Origin of the sequence: Mitsuaria sp. PDC51, from assembly GCF_900113225.1 — a bacterium.
Lineage (GTDB): Bacteria > Pseudomonadota > Gammaproteobacteria > Burkholderiales > Burkholderiaceae_C > Roseateles.
Genome location: NZ_FOZE01000001.1, coordinates 643,878 through 662,141 on the forward strand (window position 1 = coordinate 643,878; position 18,264 = coordinate 662,141).

Genomic DNA, 18,264 nt, shown 5'->3' on the forward strand with positions numbered 1-18,264 from the left:
GCGGGTCAGTCGAAGGACTTGGCGTCGGCGAGCAGCGGCGCCTTCGCGTCCTTCTCGGCGAGCTTGAACTCGACGCCCAGCCTCGGCCAGTCGATGCCGATGGCCGGATCGTCCCAGCGCACCGAGCCCTCGGCCTGCGGCGCGTAGAGGTCGGTGGTCTTGTAGAGGAAGTCGGCGGTCTCGCTCAGCACCAGGAAGCCGTGGGCGAAGCCCGGCGGGATCCAGAGCTGACGATGGTTCTCCCCGGTGAGCTCGACGCCGGCCCACTTGCCGAAGTTGGGGCTGGAGCGGCGCATGTCCACGGCCACGTCGAACACCGCGCCGGCGGTGCAGCGCACCAGCTTGCCCTGCGCGTGCGGCGGCAGCTGGAAGTGCAGGCCGCGCAGCACGCCCTGGCTGGAGCGCGAATGGTTGTCCTGCACGAAGCGCACGTCGTAGCCGCAGGCGGCGTTGAACTTCGGCTCGGTCCAGCTCTCCATGAAGAAGCCGCGCGCGTCGCCGAAGACCTTCGGCTCGATGATCAGCACCTCGGGCAGCGCGGTCGGGATCATATTCATCAGAACACCTGTTCGTTGAGCACCTGCTTCAGGTACTGGCCATATCCGTTCTTGAGCATCGGCTGCGCCAGCTTCTCCAGCTGCTCGGCCGTGATCCAGCCCTGGCGGTAGGCGATCTCCTCGGGGCAGGCGACCTTCAGGCCCTGGCGCTTCTCCAGCGTCGCGATGAACTGGCCGGCTTCCATCAGGCTGTCATGCGTGCCGGTGTCCAGCCAGGCGTACCCGCGGCCCATGATCTCGACGCGCAGCTGCTGCTGCTCGAGGTAGCGGGCGTTGACGTCGGTGATCTCGAGCTCGCCGCGCGGGCTGGGCTTGATGTCGGCGGCGATGTCGCAGACCTGGCGGTCGTAGAAGTACAGGCCGGTCACCGCGTAGTTGCTCTTGGGCGCCTTGGGCTTTTCCTCGATGCTGACCGCGCGCTGGGCGGCATCGAACTCGACCACGCCATAACGCTCCGGGTCGTGCACGTGGTAGGCGAAGACGGTGGCGCCGTCGGTCTGCGCATCGGCGCTGTCCAGCAGGCCGGCGAAGTCGTGGCCGTAGAAGATGTTGTCGCCCAGCACCAGCGCGCTGGGCGCGCCGCCGATGAAGTCCTTGCCGAGCACGAAGGCCTGCGCCAGACCGTCCGGGCTGGGTTGCACGCAGTACTGGAGGTTCAGGCCCCAGCGCGCGCCGTCGCCCAGCAGGGCCTCGAAGCGCGGCAGGTCCTGCGGCGTGCTGATCAGCAGGATGTCGCGCATGCCCGCCAGCATCAGGGTGCTGAGCGGGTAATAGACCATCGGCTTGTCGTAGACCGGCAGCAGCTGCTTGCTGATGGCCAGCGTCGCCGGGTGCAGCCGGGTGCCGGAGCCGCCGGCCAGGATGATGCCCTTGCGGGGGGTGTTGCTCATCGCGGTCTCTCCAATCACAGGATTTCTTCGAGCAGGCGGTCGACGCCGACCTGCCAGTGCGGCAGCACCAGCCCGAAGCGGTCCTGCAGCTTGTGGTTGTCCAGGCGCGAGTTCAGCGGGCGCGGCGCCGGCGTCGGATAGGCGCTGCTGGGCAGCGCTTCGACCTGCTCGGGCTGCACCTTCAGCGCCAGTCCCTTGTCGCGGGCGCGGTTGAGGACATGCCGGGCGTAGGCGTGCCAACTGGTCTCGCCGCTCGCCACGGCGTGGTAGATGCCGCACAGCGCGCGGTCCCGCAGCGTGTCGCGGATCAGGTGGGCGGTGACGTCGGCCAGCAGGTCCGCGCCGGTGGGCGCGCCGATCTGGTCGGCGACGACCTTGAGCTGCTCGCGCTCGGCCGCCAGCCGCAGCATGGTCTTGGCGAAGTTGCCGCCGCGCGCCGCGTAGACCCAGCTGGTGCGCAGCACCAGCGCATCGGCGCCGCTCGCGGCGATGCGCTGCTCGCCTTCGAGCTTGGTCTTGCCGTAGACGCTCAGCGGGCCGGTGGGCGCGTCCTCGAAGCGCCAGTCCGAGCCGGCGCCATCGAAGACGTAGTCCGTCGAGTAGTGGACCAGCAGCGCGCCCCGGGCCTTGGCCTCCTCGGCCAGCACGCCGGGGGCCAGCGCGTTGATCTGGCGCGCGGCCTCGGGCTCGCTCTCGGCCTTGTCGACGGCGGTGTAGGCCGCGGCATTGACGATCACGTCGGGCGCCACGCGGCGCACCGTGGCGCGCAGCGCCTCGCTGTCGCCAAGGTCGCCGCCCTCATGGCGATCCAGCGCGACCAACTCGCCCAGCGGGGCGAGCGCGCGTTGCAGTTCCCAGCCGAGCTGGCCGTTCTTTCCGAGCAGCAGAATCTTCATGCCGATGTCCTGCCCGGGCGCTCAGGCGCCGTATTGCTGCGAGACCCACTCGCGGTACGCGCCCGAGAGGACGCGCGAGGCCCAGTCCTCGTTGGCCAGGTACCACTGCACCGTCTTGCGGATGCCGGTCTCGAAGGTCTCGGCGGGGCGCCAGCCCAGGTCGCGCTCGATCTTGCGGGCGTCGATCGCGTAGCGGCGGTCGTGGCCGGGGCGGTCCTTCACGTAGGTGATGAGCCGCGAGTAGGGGCCGGCGGGATCGGGGCGCAGTTCGTCGAGCAGGGCGCACACCGTCTTCACGATGTCGATGTTGGCCTTCTCGTTCCAGCCGCCGATGTTGTAGGTCTCGCCCAGCGTGCCGCCAGCCAGCACCGCGCGGATGCCCGAGCAGTGGTCGGTGACGTAGAGCCAGTCGCGGATCTGCTGGCCGTCGCCGTACACCGGCAGCGGCTTGCCGGCCAGCGCGTTGACGATCATCAGCGGGATCAGCTTCTCGGGGAAGTGATACGGCCCGTAGTTGTTGGAGCAGTTGGTCGTCACCACCGGCAGGCCGTAGGTGTGGTGCCAGGCGCGGACCAGGTGGTCGCTGGCCGCCTTGGAGGCCGAGTACGGGCTGTTCGGCTCGTAGGGATTCGTCTCGGCGAAGGGCGGGTCCTCGGCCTTCAGCGAGCCGTAGACCTCGTCGGTGGAGACGTGATGGAAGCGGAAGGCCGCCTTGGCTTCGCCCTCCAGCGCGCTCCAGTAGCCGCGCGCGGCCTCCAGCAGCGTGAAGGTGCCCTCGACATTGGTGCGCATGAAGGCGCCGGGGCCGTGGATGGAGCGGTCGACGTGGGACTCGGCCGCGAAGTGCACGATCGCGCGCGGGCGGTGCGTGGCCAGCAGCTGATCGACGAGCGCGCGGTCGCAGATGTCGCCCTTGACGAAGACGTGGCGCGCGTCGTCCTTCAGCGAGGCCAGGTTCTCGAGGTTGCCCGCGTAGGTGAGGGCGTCCAGGTTGACGACCGGCTCGTCCGAGGTCTTGAACCAGTCGAGCACGAAATTACTGCCGATGAATCCGGCACCGCCGGTGACGAGGATCGTCATGAAACTTCCCTGAAATGTGTGGCGTCGCGACCCGGGCGGGCGGTGACGCCGGTCGGATTACAGCCGCCAGACCCTGAGGCCGGCGGCACGGAGATCGTCGGCCCGGAAGGCCGCCTTGACGTCGATGAAGGCGCCGCCTTCCACCAGCTTGGCGGCGAGCGCGCCGGCCGCCAGCGCTTTGTACTCGCGGTGCGCGACCGCCGCCACGATGGCGTCGGCGCGGGGCAGGTCCTCGAAGGCTTGCAGCCGCACGCCGTATTCGTGCATCGCTTCGTCGGCCTCGGCCGCCGGGTCGGTGACGAAGACCTCGACGCCGTAGGTCCTGAGCTCGCGGATGATGTCGATCACCTTGGAGTTGCGCAGGTCGCCGCAGTCCTCCTTGAAGGTCAGGCCCAGCACGTTGACCTTGGCCCCCTTGATCGGCGAGCCCGCGGCGATCATCTGTTTGATGGTCTGCTCGGCGATGAACTTGCCCATGCCGTCGTTGATGCGCCGGCCCGCCAGGATGACCTGCGGGTGGTAGCCGAGCATGTCGGCCTTGTGCGTCAGGTAGTAGGGGTCCACGCCGATGCAGTGGCCGCCGACCAGGCCCGGCTTGAACTTGAGGAAGTTCCACTTCGTGCCGGCGGCCTCCAGCACCTCGGAGGTGTCCAGGCCCAGACGCTCGAAGATGATCGCCAGCTCGTTCATCAACGCGATGTTCAGGTCGCGCTGGGTGTTCTCGATGACCTTGGCCGCCTCGGCCGTCTTGATGCTGGAGGCGCGGTGCACGCCCGGCACGATGATGCGCTCGTAGGTCCTGGCGACGATCTCCAGCGTCTCGGGCGTGTCGCCGGAGACGATCTTGAGGATCTTCGTCAGCGTGTGGTCCTTGTCGCCGGGATTGATCCGCTCGGGGCTGTAGCCGACGAAGAAGTCCTGCTTCCACTTGAAGCCGGATTCGCGCTCCAGCACCGGAATGCAGACCTCCTCGGTCGCGCCGGGATAGACGGTCGATTCGTACACGACGACCGCGCCGCGCTTCATGTGCCGGCCCACGCTGGTGGACGAGCCGATCAGCGGGCGGAAGTCGGGGATCTTGGCCTCGTCCACCGGCGTGGGCACGGCCACGATGATGACGTCGGCCTCGGCCAGGCAGGCCGGGTCGCTGTGGTACTCGGCGTGCACGGCCGCGCGCACTTCCTCGTCGCTCAGCTCGCGCGACGGGTCGGTGCCCGCGCGGCACTTGGCGACCTTGTCCTCGGCGATGTCGAAGCCGATGGTCCGTCCGTGCTTGCCGAACTCGACCACCAGCGGCAGTCCCACATATCCCAATCCGACGACGGCAATCACGGACACGATCTTCTCCTGTCGACGGCCGACGTCGCTGCGACGCCGGCGTCCTGTTGTGGTGGGCCCGGAGCGTCCCCACCGGACCGGAAGGTCCGGGCGCCCCGCGCGATGGTCGGCTTTGTATCCGGTTTTCAGGTCGGCGCCGACCCCTCAAGCGGGGCCCGGGCCTCAGTTCCGGCCGTAGGTGTCCTGGTAGCGCACGATGTCGTCCTCGCCCAGGTAGGAGCCGGACTGGACCTCGATGATCTCCAGCGGCACCTTGCCCGGGTTGGACAGGCGATGGACCTGGCCCAGCGGGATGTAGGTCGACTGGTTCTCGGTCAGCAGCAGGGTCTTGTCGCCGTTGACGATCTCGGCGGTGCCCTGCACCACGATCCAGTGTTCGGCGCGATGGTGGTGCATCTGCAGGCTCAGCGAGGCGCCGGGCTTGACCATGATGCGCTTGACCTGGAAGCGCTCGCCCATGTCGATGCTGTCGTACCAGCCCCAGGGGCGGTGCACCTTGCGGTGCAGGTTCTGCTCGTCGCGCTGGGCGGCGGTCAGCTGGCTGACGATCTTCTTGACGTCCTGGCTCTTGCTGCGATCGGCGACCAGCACCGCGTCCGGCGTCTCGACGACGACGATGTTGTCCAGCCCCACCGCCGAGACCAGCCGGCTGGTCGCGTGCACCAGCGTGTTGCGGCTGTCCGCGATGATCGCGTCGCCGCGGCTGGCGTTGCCGGCGGCATCCTTCTCCGCCACCTGCCAGACCGCTTCCCAGGCGCCCAGGTCGTTCCAGCCGGCGTCCAGCGGCACCATGCGCAGCGCGACCGGGCTGCCGGGGCAGCGCTCCATCACGGCGTAGTCGATCGATTCCGACGGCACGACCGCGAAGGCGTCCTTGGCCGGGCGCACGAAGGGACCGTCCACCGCCTTGCCGCCGAAGGCCACGCGCGTGGCCTGGTCGATGTCGGGGCGGAACTGCTGCAGCGCCTTCAGCCAGACGCTGGCGCGCAACACGAACATGCCGCTGTTCCAGTAGTAGCCGCCCTGGTCGACGTACTTCTGGGCGGTCGGGGCATCGGGCTTCTCGACGAAGGCCTCGACGCGCAGGCCGGTGCCTTCGGCGCCGGCGCGGATGTAGCCGTAGCCGGTCTCGGGCCGGTCGGGCGTGATGCCGAGGATGACGATGGCGCCGCCGCTGGCCTGGCGCACCGCGTCCTGCAGCGCGGCGGTGAAGGCCGGGCCGTCGGTGACCGTCTGGTCGGCCGGGGTGACGACCAGCACCGGGTCCTCGCCGCCTTCCAGCGCCTGCAGCGCCGCCAGCGTGATCGCCGGCGCGGTGTTGCGGCCGACCGGCTCCAGCAGGACGGCGCTGGGCGCGAGCCGCTGCTCGCGCAGCTGGTCCAGCACCATGAAGCGGTGTTCCTCGTTGCCGACGACGATCGGCGGCTTCACCGCGATGTCCTCGGCACCGAGCGTGGCCAGGCGGTCCGCGGCCTGCTGGAACAGGCTGGTGTTGCCGTTCAGCACCAGGAACTGCTTGGGATAACCGGCGCGGGACAGCGGCCACAGCCGCGTGCCGCTGCCACCCGCCATGATCACCGGTTGCGTGTCGATCTTGCTCAAGGTACTGCTCCCTCTGGAACTGGCGCCACTTGCATGTCGATGCGGGGCTGTGGATTCGAAAAATGGGTCGGAAGTGTCGCAGAGCGGCGGATCAGCCCTCGAAACCGTTCGGATTGGACGATTGCCAGCGCCAGCTGTCCTCGCACATGCGCTGCAGGTCGAAGCGGGCGCTCCAGCCCAGCTTCTCGCGCGCCAGCGCCGGATCGGCGTAGCAGGCGGCGACGTCGCCCGGGCGGCGGGCGACGATCTCGTAGGGGATCTCGCGGCCGCTGGCCTTGGCGAAGGCGTTCACCAGTTCCAGCACGCTGTAGCCGCGGCCGGTGCCCAGGTTGACCCAGATCGACTCCTGGCCGCGCAGCAGGAAGTTCAACGCGGCGACATGGCCCTCGGCCAGGTCGACGACGTGGATGTAGTCGCGCACGCCGGTGCCGTCGGGGGTGTCGTAGTCGTTGCCGAAGATCGACAGCTTGGCGCGCCGGCCCACCGCCACCTGCGTGACGTAGGGCATCAGGTTGTTGGGGATGCCGCGCGGGTCCTCGCCGATGCGGCCGCTCTCATGCGCGCCCACCGGGTTGAAGTAGCGCAGGCAGGCGGTCTGCCATTGCGGGTCCGAGGCGCCCAGGTCGCGCAGGATGCCCTCGCCGATCAGCTTGGTCGCGCCGTAGGGGTTGACCGCCATCAGCTCGGCGTCTTCGCGCAGCGGCAGCGACCTGGGCTGGCCGTACACGGTGGCGCTGGAGGAGAAGACGATGCGCTTGCAGTCATGACGGCGCATCGCCTCGCAGACCGTCAGCAGCCCGTCCAGGTTGTTGCGGTAGTAGCTCAGCGGCTTGGCGGTGGACTCGCCGACCGCCTTGAACGCGGCGAAATGCACCACCGCGGCCGGCTTGTACTCGCTGAACACCGCGTCCAGCGCCGCGCCGTCGCAGACGTCGAGCTTCTCGAACAGCGGGGTCTGGCCGCTCAGCTCGGCCAGGCGATCCAGCACCTTGGGCGAGCTGTTGCTGAAGTTGTCCACGCCGACGACGCGGTAGCCGGCCGCCTGCAGCGCGAGCCAGGTGTGGGAAGCGATGTAGCCGGTCGCGCCGGTCAGCAGGATGGTGTCGTTGGCCATGGAGTCGGAAGGTCAGCGGATCATGCCCTGCACGTAGCAGCCGGCGGTGTAGGCGTTGTAGGAGTAGATCACGTCGGTCGTGTCGCGATCCAGGCGGGTGTACTGGCAGCCCACGGTGACGTTGCGCAGCGCCTCCCAGGCCAGCCCGAGGCTGTATTGCTTGGAGTTGTCCTTGGAACGGATCCCGCCCAGGGCGATGTCGCGATCGCGGCTCAGGCGTGTGAAGCCCACGCCGGCCTGAGCGGTGAGCTTGCCGGTGATGCGGTAGCTGAACTGGGTCTGGAAGGCCGTCTGCACCCGGTTGAAGTCGGACTGGCCGTTGTTGATGCCCAGGTAATAGGTTTCGACGCCCGTGTCCCGGGACAGCTTGGTGCTGAGGGTCCAGCGCCCCCCCGGGGCCCAGTTCCAGTTCAGCGAGCCGGTCAGGCCGGTGAAGGTGTCCGAGGTGCTGCGGCTCAGACGCGCGTTCAGGCTGCTGGCCCCGGTGGCGCGCCACAGCGCCGTCAGGTCGATGTCCTTGCGGTCCCACTCGAAGCCGTTCACCGGCACGCGGCCCTTGGTGTAGCGGCCGGCCAGGCCGAAGCGCCAGGCGCTGCTGGCGTTGTAGAGCAGGCCCACGGAGGAGGTGTTCTGGCGGTATTCCTGCGTGTCCCACAGCGGCAGCGAATAGTCGCGCTGGCGCCGCACGAAGGTGCCCTCGAGGGTGAACGGCGACAGCCCCGGCAGGCCCAGGCGCACGCTGCCGCCGGCGCTCTGGTCGGTCTGCAGATTGCGCTCGGTGGTGGGGGCGATGCCGGTGTTGCTGTTGAAGTCCGCCAGCGTGCGCGCGCGGGTGTAGTCCAGCGTGCCCGACAGGTTGCCCGCGGTTTCCCAGTCCAGGCCGGTGTCCAGGCTGTAGCCGCGGTTGTCCAGCCGGCTGTTGTCCTGGTAGCGGGTGTCGTTGAAGCGGCCGTCCGCGTGCAGCCGCTGGCGGCCCAGCCGCGTGTCCACGCCGGCCAGCAGGCTCAGCGAGGTGAGCCGGTCGCTGCTTTCGGCGGCATTCGAGCGGAACACGTTGTCCGTGTAGTAATGGCCCAGCGAGGCGCCCAGGTACCAGGGACTGCCCTGGTCGCTCTGGGCCCAGCAGGAGGCGGACGCGAGCAGGGCGAAGGGCAGTGACAGTCGGTGGAGGCGGTTCATCGTGGGAAGGTCTCCTGCGGTCAATAGGCGTGGCGGTCGAAGAGCATCAGCCGCACGGTGCGCACGATGATCTGGAGATCCAGGCCGAGCGACCAGTTGCGCAGGTACTCCAGATCGTATTCGACGCGCGCCTTCATCTTGTCGACGGTGTCGGTCTCGCCGCGCAGGCCGTTGACCTGCGCCCAGCCGGTGATGCCGGGCTTGACCTTGTGGCGGACCATGTAGGCCTTGATCAGCTGGCGGTATTCCTCGTTGTGCGCGACCGCGTGCGGGCGCGGGCCGACGATGCTCATGCGGCCCTGCAGCACGTTGATGAACTGCGGCAGCTCGTCCAGCGAGGTCTTGCGGATGAAGGCCCCGAACGGCGTGATGCGCGGGTCGCCCTTGGTCGCCTGCTTGACGACCGCGCCGTTGTCCATCGCGCGCATCGAGCGGAACTTGTAGACGACGATCTCCTCGCCATCCAGGCCGTTGCGGCGCTGCTTGAAGATGACCGGGCCGGGCGAGCTCATCTTCACGCCGATCGCCAGGATCAGCAGGATGGGCGAGATCAGCACCAGGATGAGCGCGGCCAGGATGATGTCGCTGATGCGCTTGACCACCTCGTTCACGCCGGTGAACGGGGTTTCCAGGATGCCCACCACCGGCACGCCGTTCACGTCCTGCAGCCGGCCCTGGATGATGCTGATGCCGAAGACGTCCGGCACGAAGAACAGCGAGGCGGTCGTGCCCTGCAGCTGCTCGAGCAGCTGCAGGATGCGCGGCTGCGAGCCCAGCGGCAGCGTGATGTAGACCTCGCGCACGCCGTTGGCGCGGACGTAGTCGCTCAGTTGCGGCAGCGTGCCCAGCACCCGGCCGACGCTGTCGGGATGGAGGCGGTCGTCGGTGCGGTCATCGAAGAAGCCCAGGCACTCGACGCCGCGGATGGAGCCGAAGGACAGCGCCCGGCCGACCTTCGCGCCCAGCGGCCCGGCGCCGACGATCACCGCGGTGCGCCGCACCGAGGGCTGCTGCGCGCGCCAGCGCAGCACGCGCCGGCCGATCTCGACCGCCAGGATCTGCGCCAGCGGCGTCAGCAGCGCCCACCACAGCAGCACCGGGCGCTCGAAGTAATGGAAGCTGCTGGTGGCGTAGGCGAACATGCCCAGGATCAGCAGCAGCATCAGCCAGGAACCGACGATGTCGGTCACGGCGCTGGCGGGATGATCCGAGAAGCGGTTGCGTCCCGGGAAGGTCAGCGCGAACACCAGCATGCACAGCGTGTAGGTGGAGCGCATGACCGGTTCGCCGAACCAGGCCAGCAGGCACAGGTAGATCAGGACGATCAGCGTCGGTTCCAGGAATGCCGCGATGAACGACTGGACCGACTGCGGCGCGCTGTAGAAGGTTCTCTTGTAGTTCCGGTCCTCAAACATCACCCGTTGGTCCTTCGTTGCTTCCCTCGTGGCCGTACGGCGGGCGGCATCGGGGCCGGCCTGCCGCTCCTGTCCGGCCGGAGCCGGAAATTCTCTCTCAATTCATCTCACGAACTCGTAACCGGACGCCCTAGCTTGTCACCGGTTTCCTCGTTCATCAGGCCGTCCTCCGGGCCTGCCTACAATCCGCCCCATGCTTCAAGAATGGTCCAAGCTCCTGGCCCCTGCGCTCCAGGATCGCATCACGCTGTTGCTCAACCATGTCATGTCCCGCGAGCCGGTCGCCACCGCGCGCCTGGCCCCGCACACGGGCAAGACGCTGCGGCTGCGCCTGGTGGGCTGGCCGGCCATGCTGCCGGCCGCGCCGGACCTGCGGTTGCGCATCACCCCGGCGGGTCTTCTGGAACGGTTGGACGACGAGGATGGCCCTAGGCAAGAACCGGACCTGCTCATCGAACTCGACGCGGCGAATCCGGCGGCGGCGGCCTTCGCGGCGCTGTCCGGCGCCCGGCCCGAGGTGCGGGTGGACGGCGATGCGCAACTGGCCGGCGACTTCAACTGGTTGATCGATCACGTGCGCTGGGACATCGAGGACGACCTCGCCGCCATCACCGGTCCGGCGGTGGCGCACCAGCTGGGTCGCTTCGGACGCGCCGTCGCGGGCGCGATGGCGACCCTGGCCCGCCAGGCGGGCCGTTTCATGCCGGACGGCCAGGGCCGGGCATGAGGTCCGGGAATCCGGTCCGGGCATGAGGTATCTGTCCCGCCTTCTGGTCATCGTCTGGACCCTCTACCGATTCGGGCTGGACGAGCTGGCGTTGTCGACGCTCAAGCGTCGGCGTTTCCGTTTCCTGCGCCGGCTGATCTCGGTCGGCCGCGCCTGGGACCAGCCGCGCGGCGTGCGGCTGCGGCTCGCGCTGGAGCGGCTCGGACCGATCTTCGTCAAGTTCGGTCAGCTGCTGTCGACGCGGCGCGACCTGGTGCCGCCGGACATGATCGAGGAGCTGTCCAAGCTGCAGGACAACGTGCCGCCGTTCCCGGCCGAGCTGTCCCGCGAGCTGATCGAACGCGCCTTCGGGCGCCGCATCGAGGAGCTTTTCGCCACCTTCGAGGCCGAGCCGGTGGCCAGCGCCTCGATCGCGCAGGTCCACTTCGCGACGCTGATGGACGGGCGGGAGGTCGCGGTGAAGGTGCTGCGGCCGGGGATGCTCGACATCATCGAGGACGACCTGGCGCTGATGCGCACCGTCGCGGGCTGGGTGGAGCGCTTCTCCGCCGACGGCCGCCGGCTCAAGCCGCGCGAGGTGGTCGCCGAATTCAATACCTACCTGCACGACGAGCTGGACCTGGTCCGCGAGGCCGCCAACGCCGCCCAGTTGCGCCGCAACATGCAGGACCTGCACCTGGTGCTGGTGCCGGAGATGATCTGGGAGCTCTGCCGGAGCGAGGTCATCGTGATGGAGCGCATGCGCGGCGTGCCGATCTCGCAGCTCGAGCGCCTGCGGGAGGCCGGCGTCGACATCAAGAAGCTGGCCCGCGACGGCGTCACGATCTTCTTCACGCAGGTCTTCCGGGACGGCTTCTTTCACGCCGACATGCACCCGGGGAACATCCAGGTCAGCCTGGATCCGCACACCTTCGGCAACTACGTGGCGCTGGACTTCGGGATCATCGGCACGCTCACCGAGGTCGACAAGGATTACCTGGCGCAGAACTTCATCGCCTTCTTCCGTCGCGACTACAAACGGGTGGCCGAGCTCCACATCGAGTCCGGCTGGGTGCCGCCGGAGACCCGCGTCGATGAACTGGAAGGGGCGGTGCGCACTGTCTGCGAGCCGCATTTCGACAAGCCGCTGAAGGACATCTCGCTCGGCCAGGTGCTGATGCGGCTGTTTCAGATCTCCCGCAGATTTAACGTGGAGATTCAGCCGCAGCTGGTTTTGCTGCAAAAAACGCTGCTCAACATTGAAGGATTGGGCAGGCAGCTCGATCCTGATCTGGATCTCTGGGCCACGGCCAAGCCCTTCCTCGAGCGTTGGATGGATGAGCAGGTGGGCTGGCGCGCCTTCGTGCGGCAGCTGAAGAAGGAGGCGCCGCGATTCGCGCAGATGGTGCCGGAATTCCCCCGCCTGATGCACGAGGTGCTGCGCCAGCGCGCCGAAGGCGGGCATTCGGACCTGACGCGCCAGCTGCTGCTGGAGCAGCGGCGGACCAACCATCTGCTCCAGACGCTGCTGTGGGGCATCGGCGGATTCACGCTCGCGCTGGTGCTGACCCAGCTGGTGATGCGCTGGATCGACTGATCGCGCGCCTCCGGCCGGGAGGCCGGGGAGCGCCGGGTCAGACTGCGTAGTCGGCGAATTCCTGCTTCAGGCGGGCGCGCAGCAGGGTGCGTACGCGGTTCACCCGTGAGCGCACCGTGCCGATCGGGATCGCCTGCAGCGCGGCGACCTCGCGGTAGGACTCTTCCTGCAGGCAGGCCAGATCGAAGGTGCAGCGCAGGTCGGGTGACAGGCCCGACAGCGTGACGTCGACGATGCCGGCCAGTTGCCGATAGGCCACCTGCTGGCTGACATCCTTCCTGCCGTCGCGCGCGTGGTGGACCGATTCGCCGTCCCGGGTGTGCGGCGCGTCGTCCAGGCTTTCCATCTGACGATTGCGTTTGGCGCAGCGCGCCACATGGTTGCGCGCGACGTTGGCTGCGATGCCGAAGAACCAGGTCTCGACGGTGGAGCGGCCCTGGAAGCGGTCGGCGCAGCGGGTGGCCTCGAGCATGGCGTCCTGGATGATGTCGTCGAGCTCGCCGGGCGAGCGCTCGTAGCGCCGCAGGAAGCGCTTGAGCTTGCTGGAATCGCTGCGGGCGTCGTGGGCGATCTTGATGATGTGGGACAGGACCAGTTGCTGGCGCTGCCGGGCCAGCTCCGGATCGACCGGTTCGTCCGGTTCGTCCGGCGCGGCGTGCGGCGCGCAGGCGGCGGCGCTGGAGGGGTGGGGCGTGGCGCTCGCCGCCCCGGACTTCGCAAGGGGGCCCGGCGGGCGGGCCGTGGCTTCGGTGTGATGGCTCATGGACAGACTCGAAGAAGATCCGGTGGGCCTCTCCCGGAGCCAGTGGCTCCCTGGGACAGGGGAGGAAAGGGCGCGCCGCGCCAGGCAGGTCACCGTGGATGGCCCCACTGCAGCACCTCGACCGCCAGCCGGTCGTCGTGCTCGACCAACCGGCCGATGCCGAGCTCGGTGCCGTGCGCGACGATGCGCACGAGTGCCGGCGTCGAGGTGTCCAGCGGGACGATCCGGCCCGCCGTGAGGCCGCTCAGTTCGCCGACGGTCATGGCGACGCGGCCGACGATGAAATCCAGGTCTACGGTCAGGGCATCCACGTTGCGGGGCTCCGGTGGCGGTGGCAGGGCGTGGAGGGGATTGGAAAGGGAGCCCCTTGGCGGCCCCATCCTTGGAACTCGCGTGAGACATGCGGCCCATGACCCAAATGGAGGAGCTGACCCGCAGATATCTGGTGAAAAGGGGGCGGATCCCCCATCGCGGGTGCCGCTGAAACGGGGTGTCCGGGGGCGGGGAGGACCCTGGGCAGCAGTCCCCGAGGTTCCGGGGATAATCCGCGCGCAATTTTTTGTGCGCCGGATTCCTGCGCTCCCGCCTTCCCCGCATTCCCAAGGCCCGCTGCCATGCTCCTGACCCTGGTCATCCTTTACCTGCTTGTCACCATCGCGATCGGCCTGTGGGCCGCCAAGCGGGTGAAGAACACGGCGGACTTCGCCATCGCCGGCCGGCACCTGCCGCTGGTGATGATCATCACCACCACCTTCGCGACCTGGTTCGGCTCCGAGACGGTGCTGGGCATCCCGGCCAAGTTCGTGCAGTCGGGCCTGAACGGCGTGGTCGAGGATCCGTTCGGCGCGGGTTCGTGCCTGATCCTGGTGGGCCTGTTCTTCGCGGCCAGGCTCTACAAGATGACGCTGCTGACGATCAGCGACTACTACCGCGAGCGCTACGGCCGCGTGGTCGAGGTGGTCTGCAGCTTCATCATCATCCTGTCCTACCTCGGCTGGGTGGCGGCGCAGGTGACCGCGCTGGGGCTGGTGTTCAAGCTGCTGTCCGGCGGCGCGATCAGCATCCCGGTGGGCATGATGATCGGCACGGCGTCGATCCTGGCCTACACGCTGTTCGGCGGCATGTGGTCGGTGGCGGTGACCGACTTCATCCAGATGATCATCCTGGTGGTGGGGCTGTCGCTGATCGCCTGGTTCGCGGCCGACATGGCCGGCGGCGCCGACAAGGTCATCGCGCTGGCGTCGAGCCAGGACATGTTCCGCTTCCTGCCCGAGCCGAGCTTCCACGACGTCGTGTTCTTCGTCGGCGCGGCCATCACGATGATGCTGGGATCGATCCCGCAGCAGGACGTGTTCCAGCGCGTCATGTCCGCCAAGGACGTCAAGGCGGCGACCCGCGGCCCGGTCATCGGCGGCATCTGCTACATCCTGTTCGCCTTCGTGCCGATGTTCATCGTCGTGAGCGCGCTGATCATCATGCCCACCGAGGCCAAGCAGCTGATCGCCGAGGACCCCCAGCAGGTGATCCCCACGCTGGTGATCGACAAGATGCCCTTCGTGATGCAGGTGATCTTCTTCGGCGCGCTGCTGTCGGCGCTGAAGTCGACCGCCTCGGCCACGCTGCTGGCGCCGTCGGTGACCTTCGTCGAGAACATCTGGCGCCAGTTCTTCCCGCGCGTGTCCGACAAGCAGGAACTGCGCACGATGCGCATCGCGGTGCTGCTGTTCTCGGTCTGCGTCTGCGCCTACGCGATCGCGCTGCAGGGCACGTCGATCTACGAGATGGTCTCCAGCGCCTACCAGGTCACGCTGGTCGGCGCCTTCGTCCCGCTGGTGTTCGGCCTCTACTGGAAGCGCGCGACGACGCAGGGCGCGATCTTCGCGATCGTGCTGGGCGTGCTGACCTGGATCCTGTTCCTGATGACGCCGGCGGGCGAGCAGTTCCCGGCCCAGCTGGCGGGCCTGCTGGCCGGCATCGTGGGCATGCTGGTGGGCTCGCTGGGGCCGCAGGCGATCCGCGACGTGCACGGCAGCCACCACCGCCTGGCCGGTGCGGCGCCGGCGGGCCACTCTATATAATTTCGGGTTTTTGACCCGGTAGTCCCTCAAATGCCGATCTACGCCTATCGCTGCGGCGCCTGCGGCCACGCCAAAGACGTGCTGCAGAAGCTGTCCGACGCTCCGCTGACCGTCTGCCCCGCCTGCGGCGCGGAGAGTTTCTCGAAGCAGGTCACTGCCGCCGGTTTCCAGCTCAAGGGCTCGGGCTGGTACGTGACGGACTTCCGCGGCGGATCGGGCGGCGCCAGCGCACCGGCGTCGCCGGCCGCCGCGCCGGCCACGGGCGGCGAGGCCGCCCCGGCCTCCGGCGGGACCGCCGCCGCCTCGTCCGAGTCCTCCTCCGGCACGTCGGCCCCGTCGGGCACCGCCTGCGGCGGTTCCTGCGCCTGCCACTGACGCCGAGGCCGGACCCAGGCATGAGAAAGTACATCATCACCGGCCTGCTGGTCTGGCTCCCGCTCGCGATCACCGTCTGGGTCCTGCTGTGGATCCTCGGCATGATCGACGGCGTCTTCGTCTGGCTGCTGTCGGCGGTCGGCGCGGTGCTGCCGCTGTCGGCGCAGACCTCGCTCAAGCAGCTGCATGACATCCCCGGCCTGGGGGTGGTCGTCATGGTCGCGCTGCTGATGCTGACCGGCATGTTCGTGGCGAACATCTTCGGCCAGTGGTGGCTGCGTCAATGGGACCGGCTGCTCTACAAGATCCCCATCGTCAAGAGCATCTACAGCTCGGTCAAGCAGGTCTCGGACACGCTGTTCTCCTCCAGCGGCAACGCCTTCCGCGAAGCCGTGCTGGTGCCGTACCCGCACCAGGGCTCGTGGACCATCGCCTTCGTCACCGGCAAGCCCGGCGGCGAGGTGGCCCAGCAGCTGGGCACGCTCAGCGGCGCGGAGCCGGAGGAGCATGTCGCGCTGTACGTGCCGACGACGCCGAACCCGACCTCCGGCTTCTTCCTGATGATGCCCCGCGCGCAATTGCGGCCTTTGGCGATGAGCGTCGATGAGGCGCTCAAATACATCATCTCGATGGGGGTGGTCGCTCCTCAGGGGGAGCCGGCCATCGTCCTGCCGAGCGAGGTCGCCCGAAATTGACCGGGCTGAGCGCCCCGGCAAGCGCTCAGTCCTGAGGGTCCGCGGGACCCCGCCAGCGCCCATTCCCTGAATCCGTCCTTCCCGCGCCGGCCGCGCGCGTTGCGATCCGCATCGACGCCCCGCCGCCAGCGCCGTCCCGACACTCGAAATTTCCGGAGAACCCCATGCGTACCTGCTATGCCGGCCAAGTCAGCGAGAAGCTGCTGGACCAGACCGTGACCCTGATGGGCTGGGCCCATCGCCGCCGCGACCATGGCGGCGTGATCTTCATCGACCTGCGCGACCGTGAAGGCCTGGTCCAGATCGTCTGCGACCCGGACCGCCCCGAGATGTTCAAGGTGGCCGAAGAGGTCCGCAACGAGTTCTGCGTGAAGATCGTCGGCAAGGTGCGCGCGCGCCCGGCCGGCACCGAGAACGCCAACCTGGTCAGCGGCAAGGTCGAGGTGCTGTGCCACGAGCTGGAAGTGCTGAACCCGTCGGTGACGCCGGCCTTCCCGCTGGACGACGAGAACATCTCCGAGACGACGCGCCTGACGCATCGCGTGCTGGACCTGCGCCGCCCGTACATGCAGAACAACCTGATGCTGCGCTACCGCGTGGCGATGGAGGCGCGCAAGTTCCTGGACGAGCACGGCTTCGTCGACATCGAGACCCCGATGCTGACCAAGAGCACGCCCGAAGGTGCGCGCGACTACCTGGTCCCGTCGCGGGTGCATGACGGCATGTTCTTCGCGCTGCCGCAGTCGCCGCAGCTGTTCAAGCAGCTGCTGATGGTGGCGGGCTTCGACCGCTACTACCAGATCACCAAGTGCTTCCGCGACGAGGACCTGCGCGCCGACCGCCAGCCCGAGTTCACGCAGATCGATATCGAGACCTCGTTCCTGAACGAGGAAGAGATCCGCGCGATGTTCGAGGGCATGATCCGCCACGTCTTCCGCAAGGCGCTGAACGTCGAGCTGGGCGACTACCCGGTCATGAAGTACGCCGAGGCCATGCACCGCTTCGGCTCGGACAAGCCCGACCTGCGTGTGAAGCTCGAGTTCACCGAGCTGACCGACGTGATGGGCGACGTCGACTTCAAGGTCTTCTCCGGTCCGGCCACGACGCCGGGCGGCCGCGTGGTCGCGCTGCGCGTGCCGGGCGGCGCGACGATGAGCCGCGGCGAGATCGACAGCTACACCGAGTTCGTGAAGATCTACGGCGCCAAGGGCCTGGCCTGGATCAAGGTCAACGAGACGGCCAAGGGCCGCGAGGGCCTGCAATCGCCGATCGTGAAGAACCTGCACGACAAGGCGGTGGCCGACATCCTGTCGCGCACCGGCGCCCAGGACGGCGACCTGATCTTCTTCGGCGCCGACAAGGCCAAGATCGTCAACGACGCCATCGGCGGGCTGCGCCTGAAGATCGGTCACAGCGAGTTCGGCAAGTCCACCGGCCTGTTCGAGGACAAGTGGGCGCCGCTGTGGGTGGTCGACTTCCCGATGTTCGAGGAAGACGAGGAGAACAAGCGCTGGGCCGCGGTCCATCACCCGTTCACCGCGCCGAAGGACGGCCATGAGGACCTGATGGTCACCGACCCCGGCAAGTGCGTGGCCAAGGCCTACGACATGGTGCTCAACGGCTGGGAACTGGGCGGTGGCTCGGTGCGTATCCACCGCGCCGACGTGCAGGCCAAGGTCTTCGAGGCGCTCAACATCAGCCCCGAGGAGCAGCGCGTGAAGTTCGGCTTCCTGCTGGATGCGCTGCAGTACGGCGCGCCGCCGCACGGCGGCCTGGCCTTCGGCCTGGACCGCCTGGTCACGCTGATGACCAAGGCCGAGTCCATCCGCGACGTGATCGCCTTCCCGAAGACGCAGCGCGCGCAGTGCCTGTTGACCGGCGCGCCGTCCTACGTCGACGAGAAGCAGCTGCGCGAGCTGCACATCCGCTTGCGCAACCCGGGCGCGGCTTCGGCCTGATCGCCGGGCACGGTGGCCTTC

At 68.3% G+C, this 18,264-nt stretch carries 17 protein-coding genes; 6 read left to right on the forward strand and 11 right to left on the reverse strand.

The window, feature by feature from the left end; all coding sequences use genetic code 11:
• Positions 1-5 precede the first annotated feature (5 nt).
• From rfbC to BM393_RS02935, 9 genes are all read right to left on the reverse strand, one after another.
• Entirely contained in the window at positions 6-557 is a 552-nt protein-coding gene (rfbC, locus tag BM393_RS02895) for a dTDP-4-dehydrorhamnose 3,5-epimerase (protein WP_091721579.1), read from the reverse strand.
• Positions 557-1,447: a glucose-1-phosphate thymidylyltransferase RfbA gene (rfbA, locus tag BM393_RS02900; RefSeq protein WP_091721582.1), complete on the reverse strand. Its 891-nt coding sequence runs from the start codon at positions 1,445-1,447 to the stop codon at positions 557-559. The genes rfbC and rfbA overlap by 1 nt, the downstream gene beginning before the upstream one ends.
• Positions 1,448-1,461: 14 nt before the next feature.
• Positions 1,462-2,343, reverse strand: coding sequence for a dTDP-4-dehydrorhamnose reductase (gene rfbD, locus BM393_RS02905; protein ID WP_091721585.1), 882 nt, complete (start codon positions 2,341-2,343; stop codon positions 1,462-1,464).
• A gap of 21 nt (positions 2,344-2,364) precedes the next feature.
• Positions 2,365-3,423: a dTDP-glucose 4,6-dehydratase gene (gene rfbB, locus BM393_RS02910; RefSeq protein ID WP_091721587.1), complete on the reverse strand. Its 1,059-nt coding sequence runs from the start codon at positions 3,421-3,423 to the stop codon at positions 2,365-2,367.
• A gap of 57 nt (positions 3,424-3,480) precedes the next feature.
• Positions 3,481-4,761, reverse strand: coding sequence for a nucleotide sugar dehydrogenase (locus BM393_RS02915; protein WP_091721590.1), 1,281 nt, complete (start codon positions 4,759-4,761; stop codon positions 3,481-3,483).
• Between the two features lie 162 nt (positions 4,762-4,923).
• Entirely contained in the window at positions 4,924-6,333 is a 1,410-nt protein-coding gene (locus BM393_RS02920; RefSeq protein ID WP_091724977.1) for a mannose-1-phosphate guanylyltransferase/mannose-6-phosphate isomerase, read from the reverse strand.
• Positions 6,334-6,454: 121 nt separating this feature from the next.
• Positions 6,455-7,477 carry a UDP-glucose 4-epimerase GalE gene (galE, locus tag BM393_RS02925; RefSeq protein WP_091721594.1) on the reverse strand — a complete coding sequence of 341 codons (1,023 nt, stop codon included), beginning with the start codon at positions 7,475-7,477 and terminating at the stop codon, positions 6,455-6,457.
• Positions 7,478-7,489: 12 nt separating this feature from the next.
• Complete coding sequence (locus BM393_RS02930; protein ID WP_091721596.1) at positions 7,490-8,656, reverse strand: hypothetical protein; 1,167 nt, start codon at positions 8,654-8,656, stop codon at positions 7,490-7,492.
• A 20-nt stretch (positions 8,657-8,676) separates the two neighbouring features.
• Positions 8,677-10,071, reverse strand: a complete 1,395-nt coding sequence (locus BM393_RS02935; RefSeq protein ID WP_091721599.1) for an undecaprenyl-phosphate glucose phosphotransferase — start codon at positions 10,069-10,071, stop codon at positions 8,677-8,679.
• 193 nt (positions 10,072-10,264) lie between these two features.
• On the opposite strand from BM393_RS02935, the gene BM393_RS02940 reads away from it, so the two are divergent.
• Both BM393_RS02940 and ubiB read left to right on the forward strand, forming a co-directional pair.
• Positions 10,265-10,798: a hypothetical protein gene (locus BM393_RS02940; RefSeq protein ID WP_091721602.1), complete on the forward strand. Its 534-nt coding sequence runs from the start codon at positions 10,265-10,267 to the stop codon at positions 10,796-10,798.
• A 22-nt stretch (positions 10,799-10,820) separates the two neighbouring features.
• A complete protein-coding gene (ubiB, locus tag BM393_RS02945) occupies positions 10,821-12,374 on the forward strand; it encodes a ubiquinone biosynthesis regulatory protein kinase UbiB (RefSeq protein WP_091721604.1) in 1,554 nt (517 codons plus the stop codon).
• Between the two features lie 37 nt (positions 12,375-12,411).
• Here ubiB and BM393_RS02950 read toward each other — a convergent pair whose 3' ends face one another.
• Positions 12,412-13,137 (reverse strand): sigma-70 family RNA polymerase sigma factor, encoded by a 726-nt coding sequence (locus BM393_RS02950; protein WP_091721607.1) that lies wholly within the window; start codon positions 13,135-13,137, stop codon positions 12,412-12,414.
• Positions 13,138-13,226: 89 nt separating this feature from the next.
• On the reverse strand, positions 13,227-13,448 hold the full coding sequence (locus BM393_RS02955; RefSeq protein WP_175538166.1) for a FliM/FliN family flagellar motor switch protein: 222 nt from the start codon (positions 13,446-13,448) through the stop codon (positions 13,227-13,229).
• 303 nt (positions 13,449-13,751) lie between these two features.
• Here BM393_RS02955 and BM393_RS02960 point away from each other — a divergent pair, with 303 nt between their 5' ends.
• From BM393_RS02960 to aspS, 4 genes are all read left to right on the forward strand, one after another.
• Positions 13,752-15,215, forward strand: coding sequence for a sodium:solute symporter family protein (locus BM393_RS02960; RefSeq protein ID WP_091721613.1), 1,464 nt, complete (start codon positions 13,752-13,754; stop codon positions 15,213-15,215).
• A 30-nt stretch (positions 15,216-15,245) separates the two neighbouring features.
• The gene (locus tag BM393_RS02965; protein WP_091721616.1) at positions 15,246-15,590 is read left to right on the forward strand and encodes an FmdB family zinc ribbon protein; all 345 of its coding nucleotides are present in this window, start codon (positions 15,246-15,248) and stop codon (positions 15,588-15,590) included.
• 20 nt (positions 15,591-15,610) lie between these two features.
• Positions 15,611-16,285, forward strand: a complete 675-nt coding sequence (locus BM393_RS02970) for a DUF502 domain-containing protein (protein WP_091721619.1) — start codon at positions 15,611-15,613, stop codon at positions 16,283-16,285.
• A gap of 164 nt (positions 16,286-16,449) precedes the next feature.
• Positions 16,450-18,243, forward strand: coding sequence for an aspartate--tRNA ligase (aspS, locus tag BM393_RS02975; RefSeq protein ID WP_091721624.1), 1,794 nt, complete (start codon positions 16,450-16,452; stop codon positions 18,241-18,243).
• Positions 18,244-18,264 lie beyond the last annotated feature (21 nt).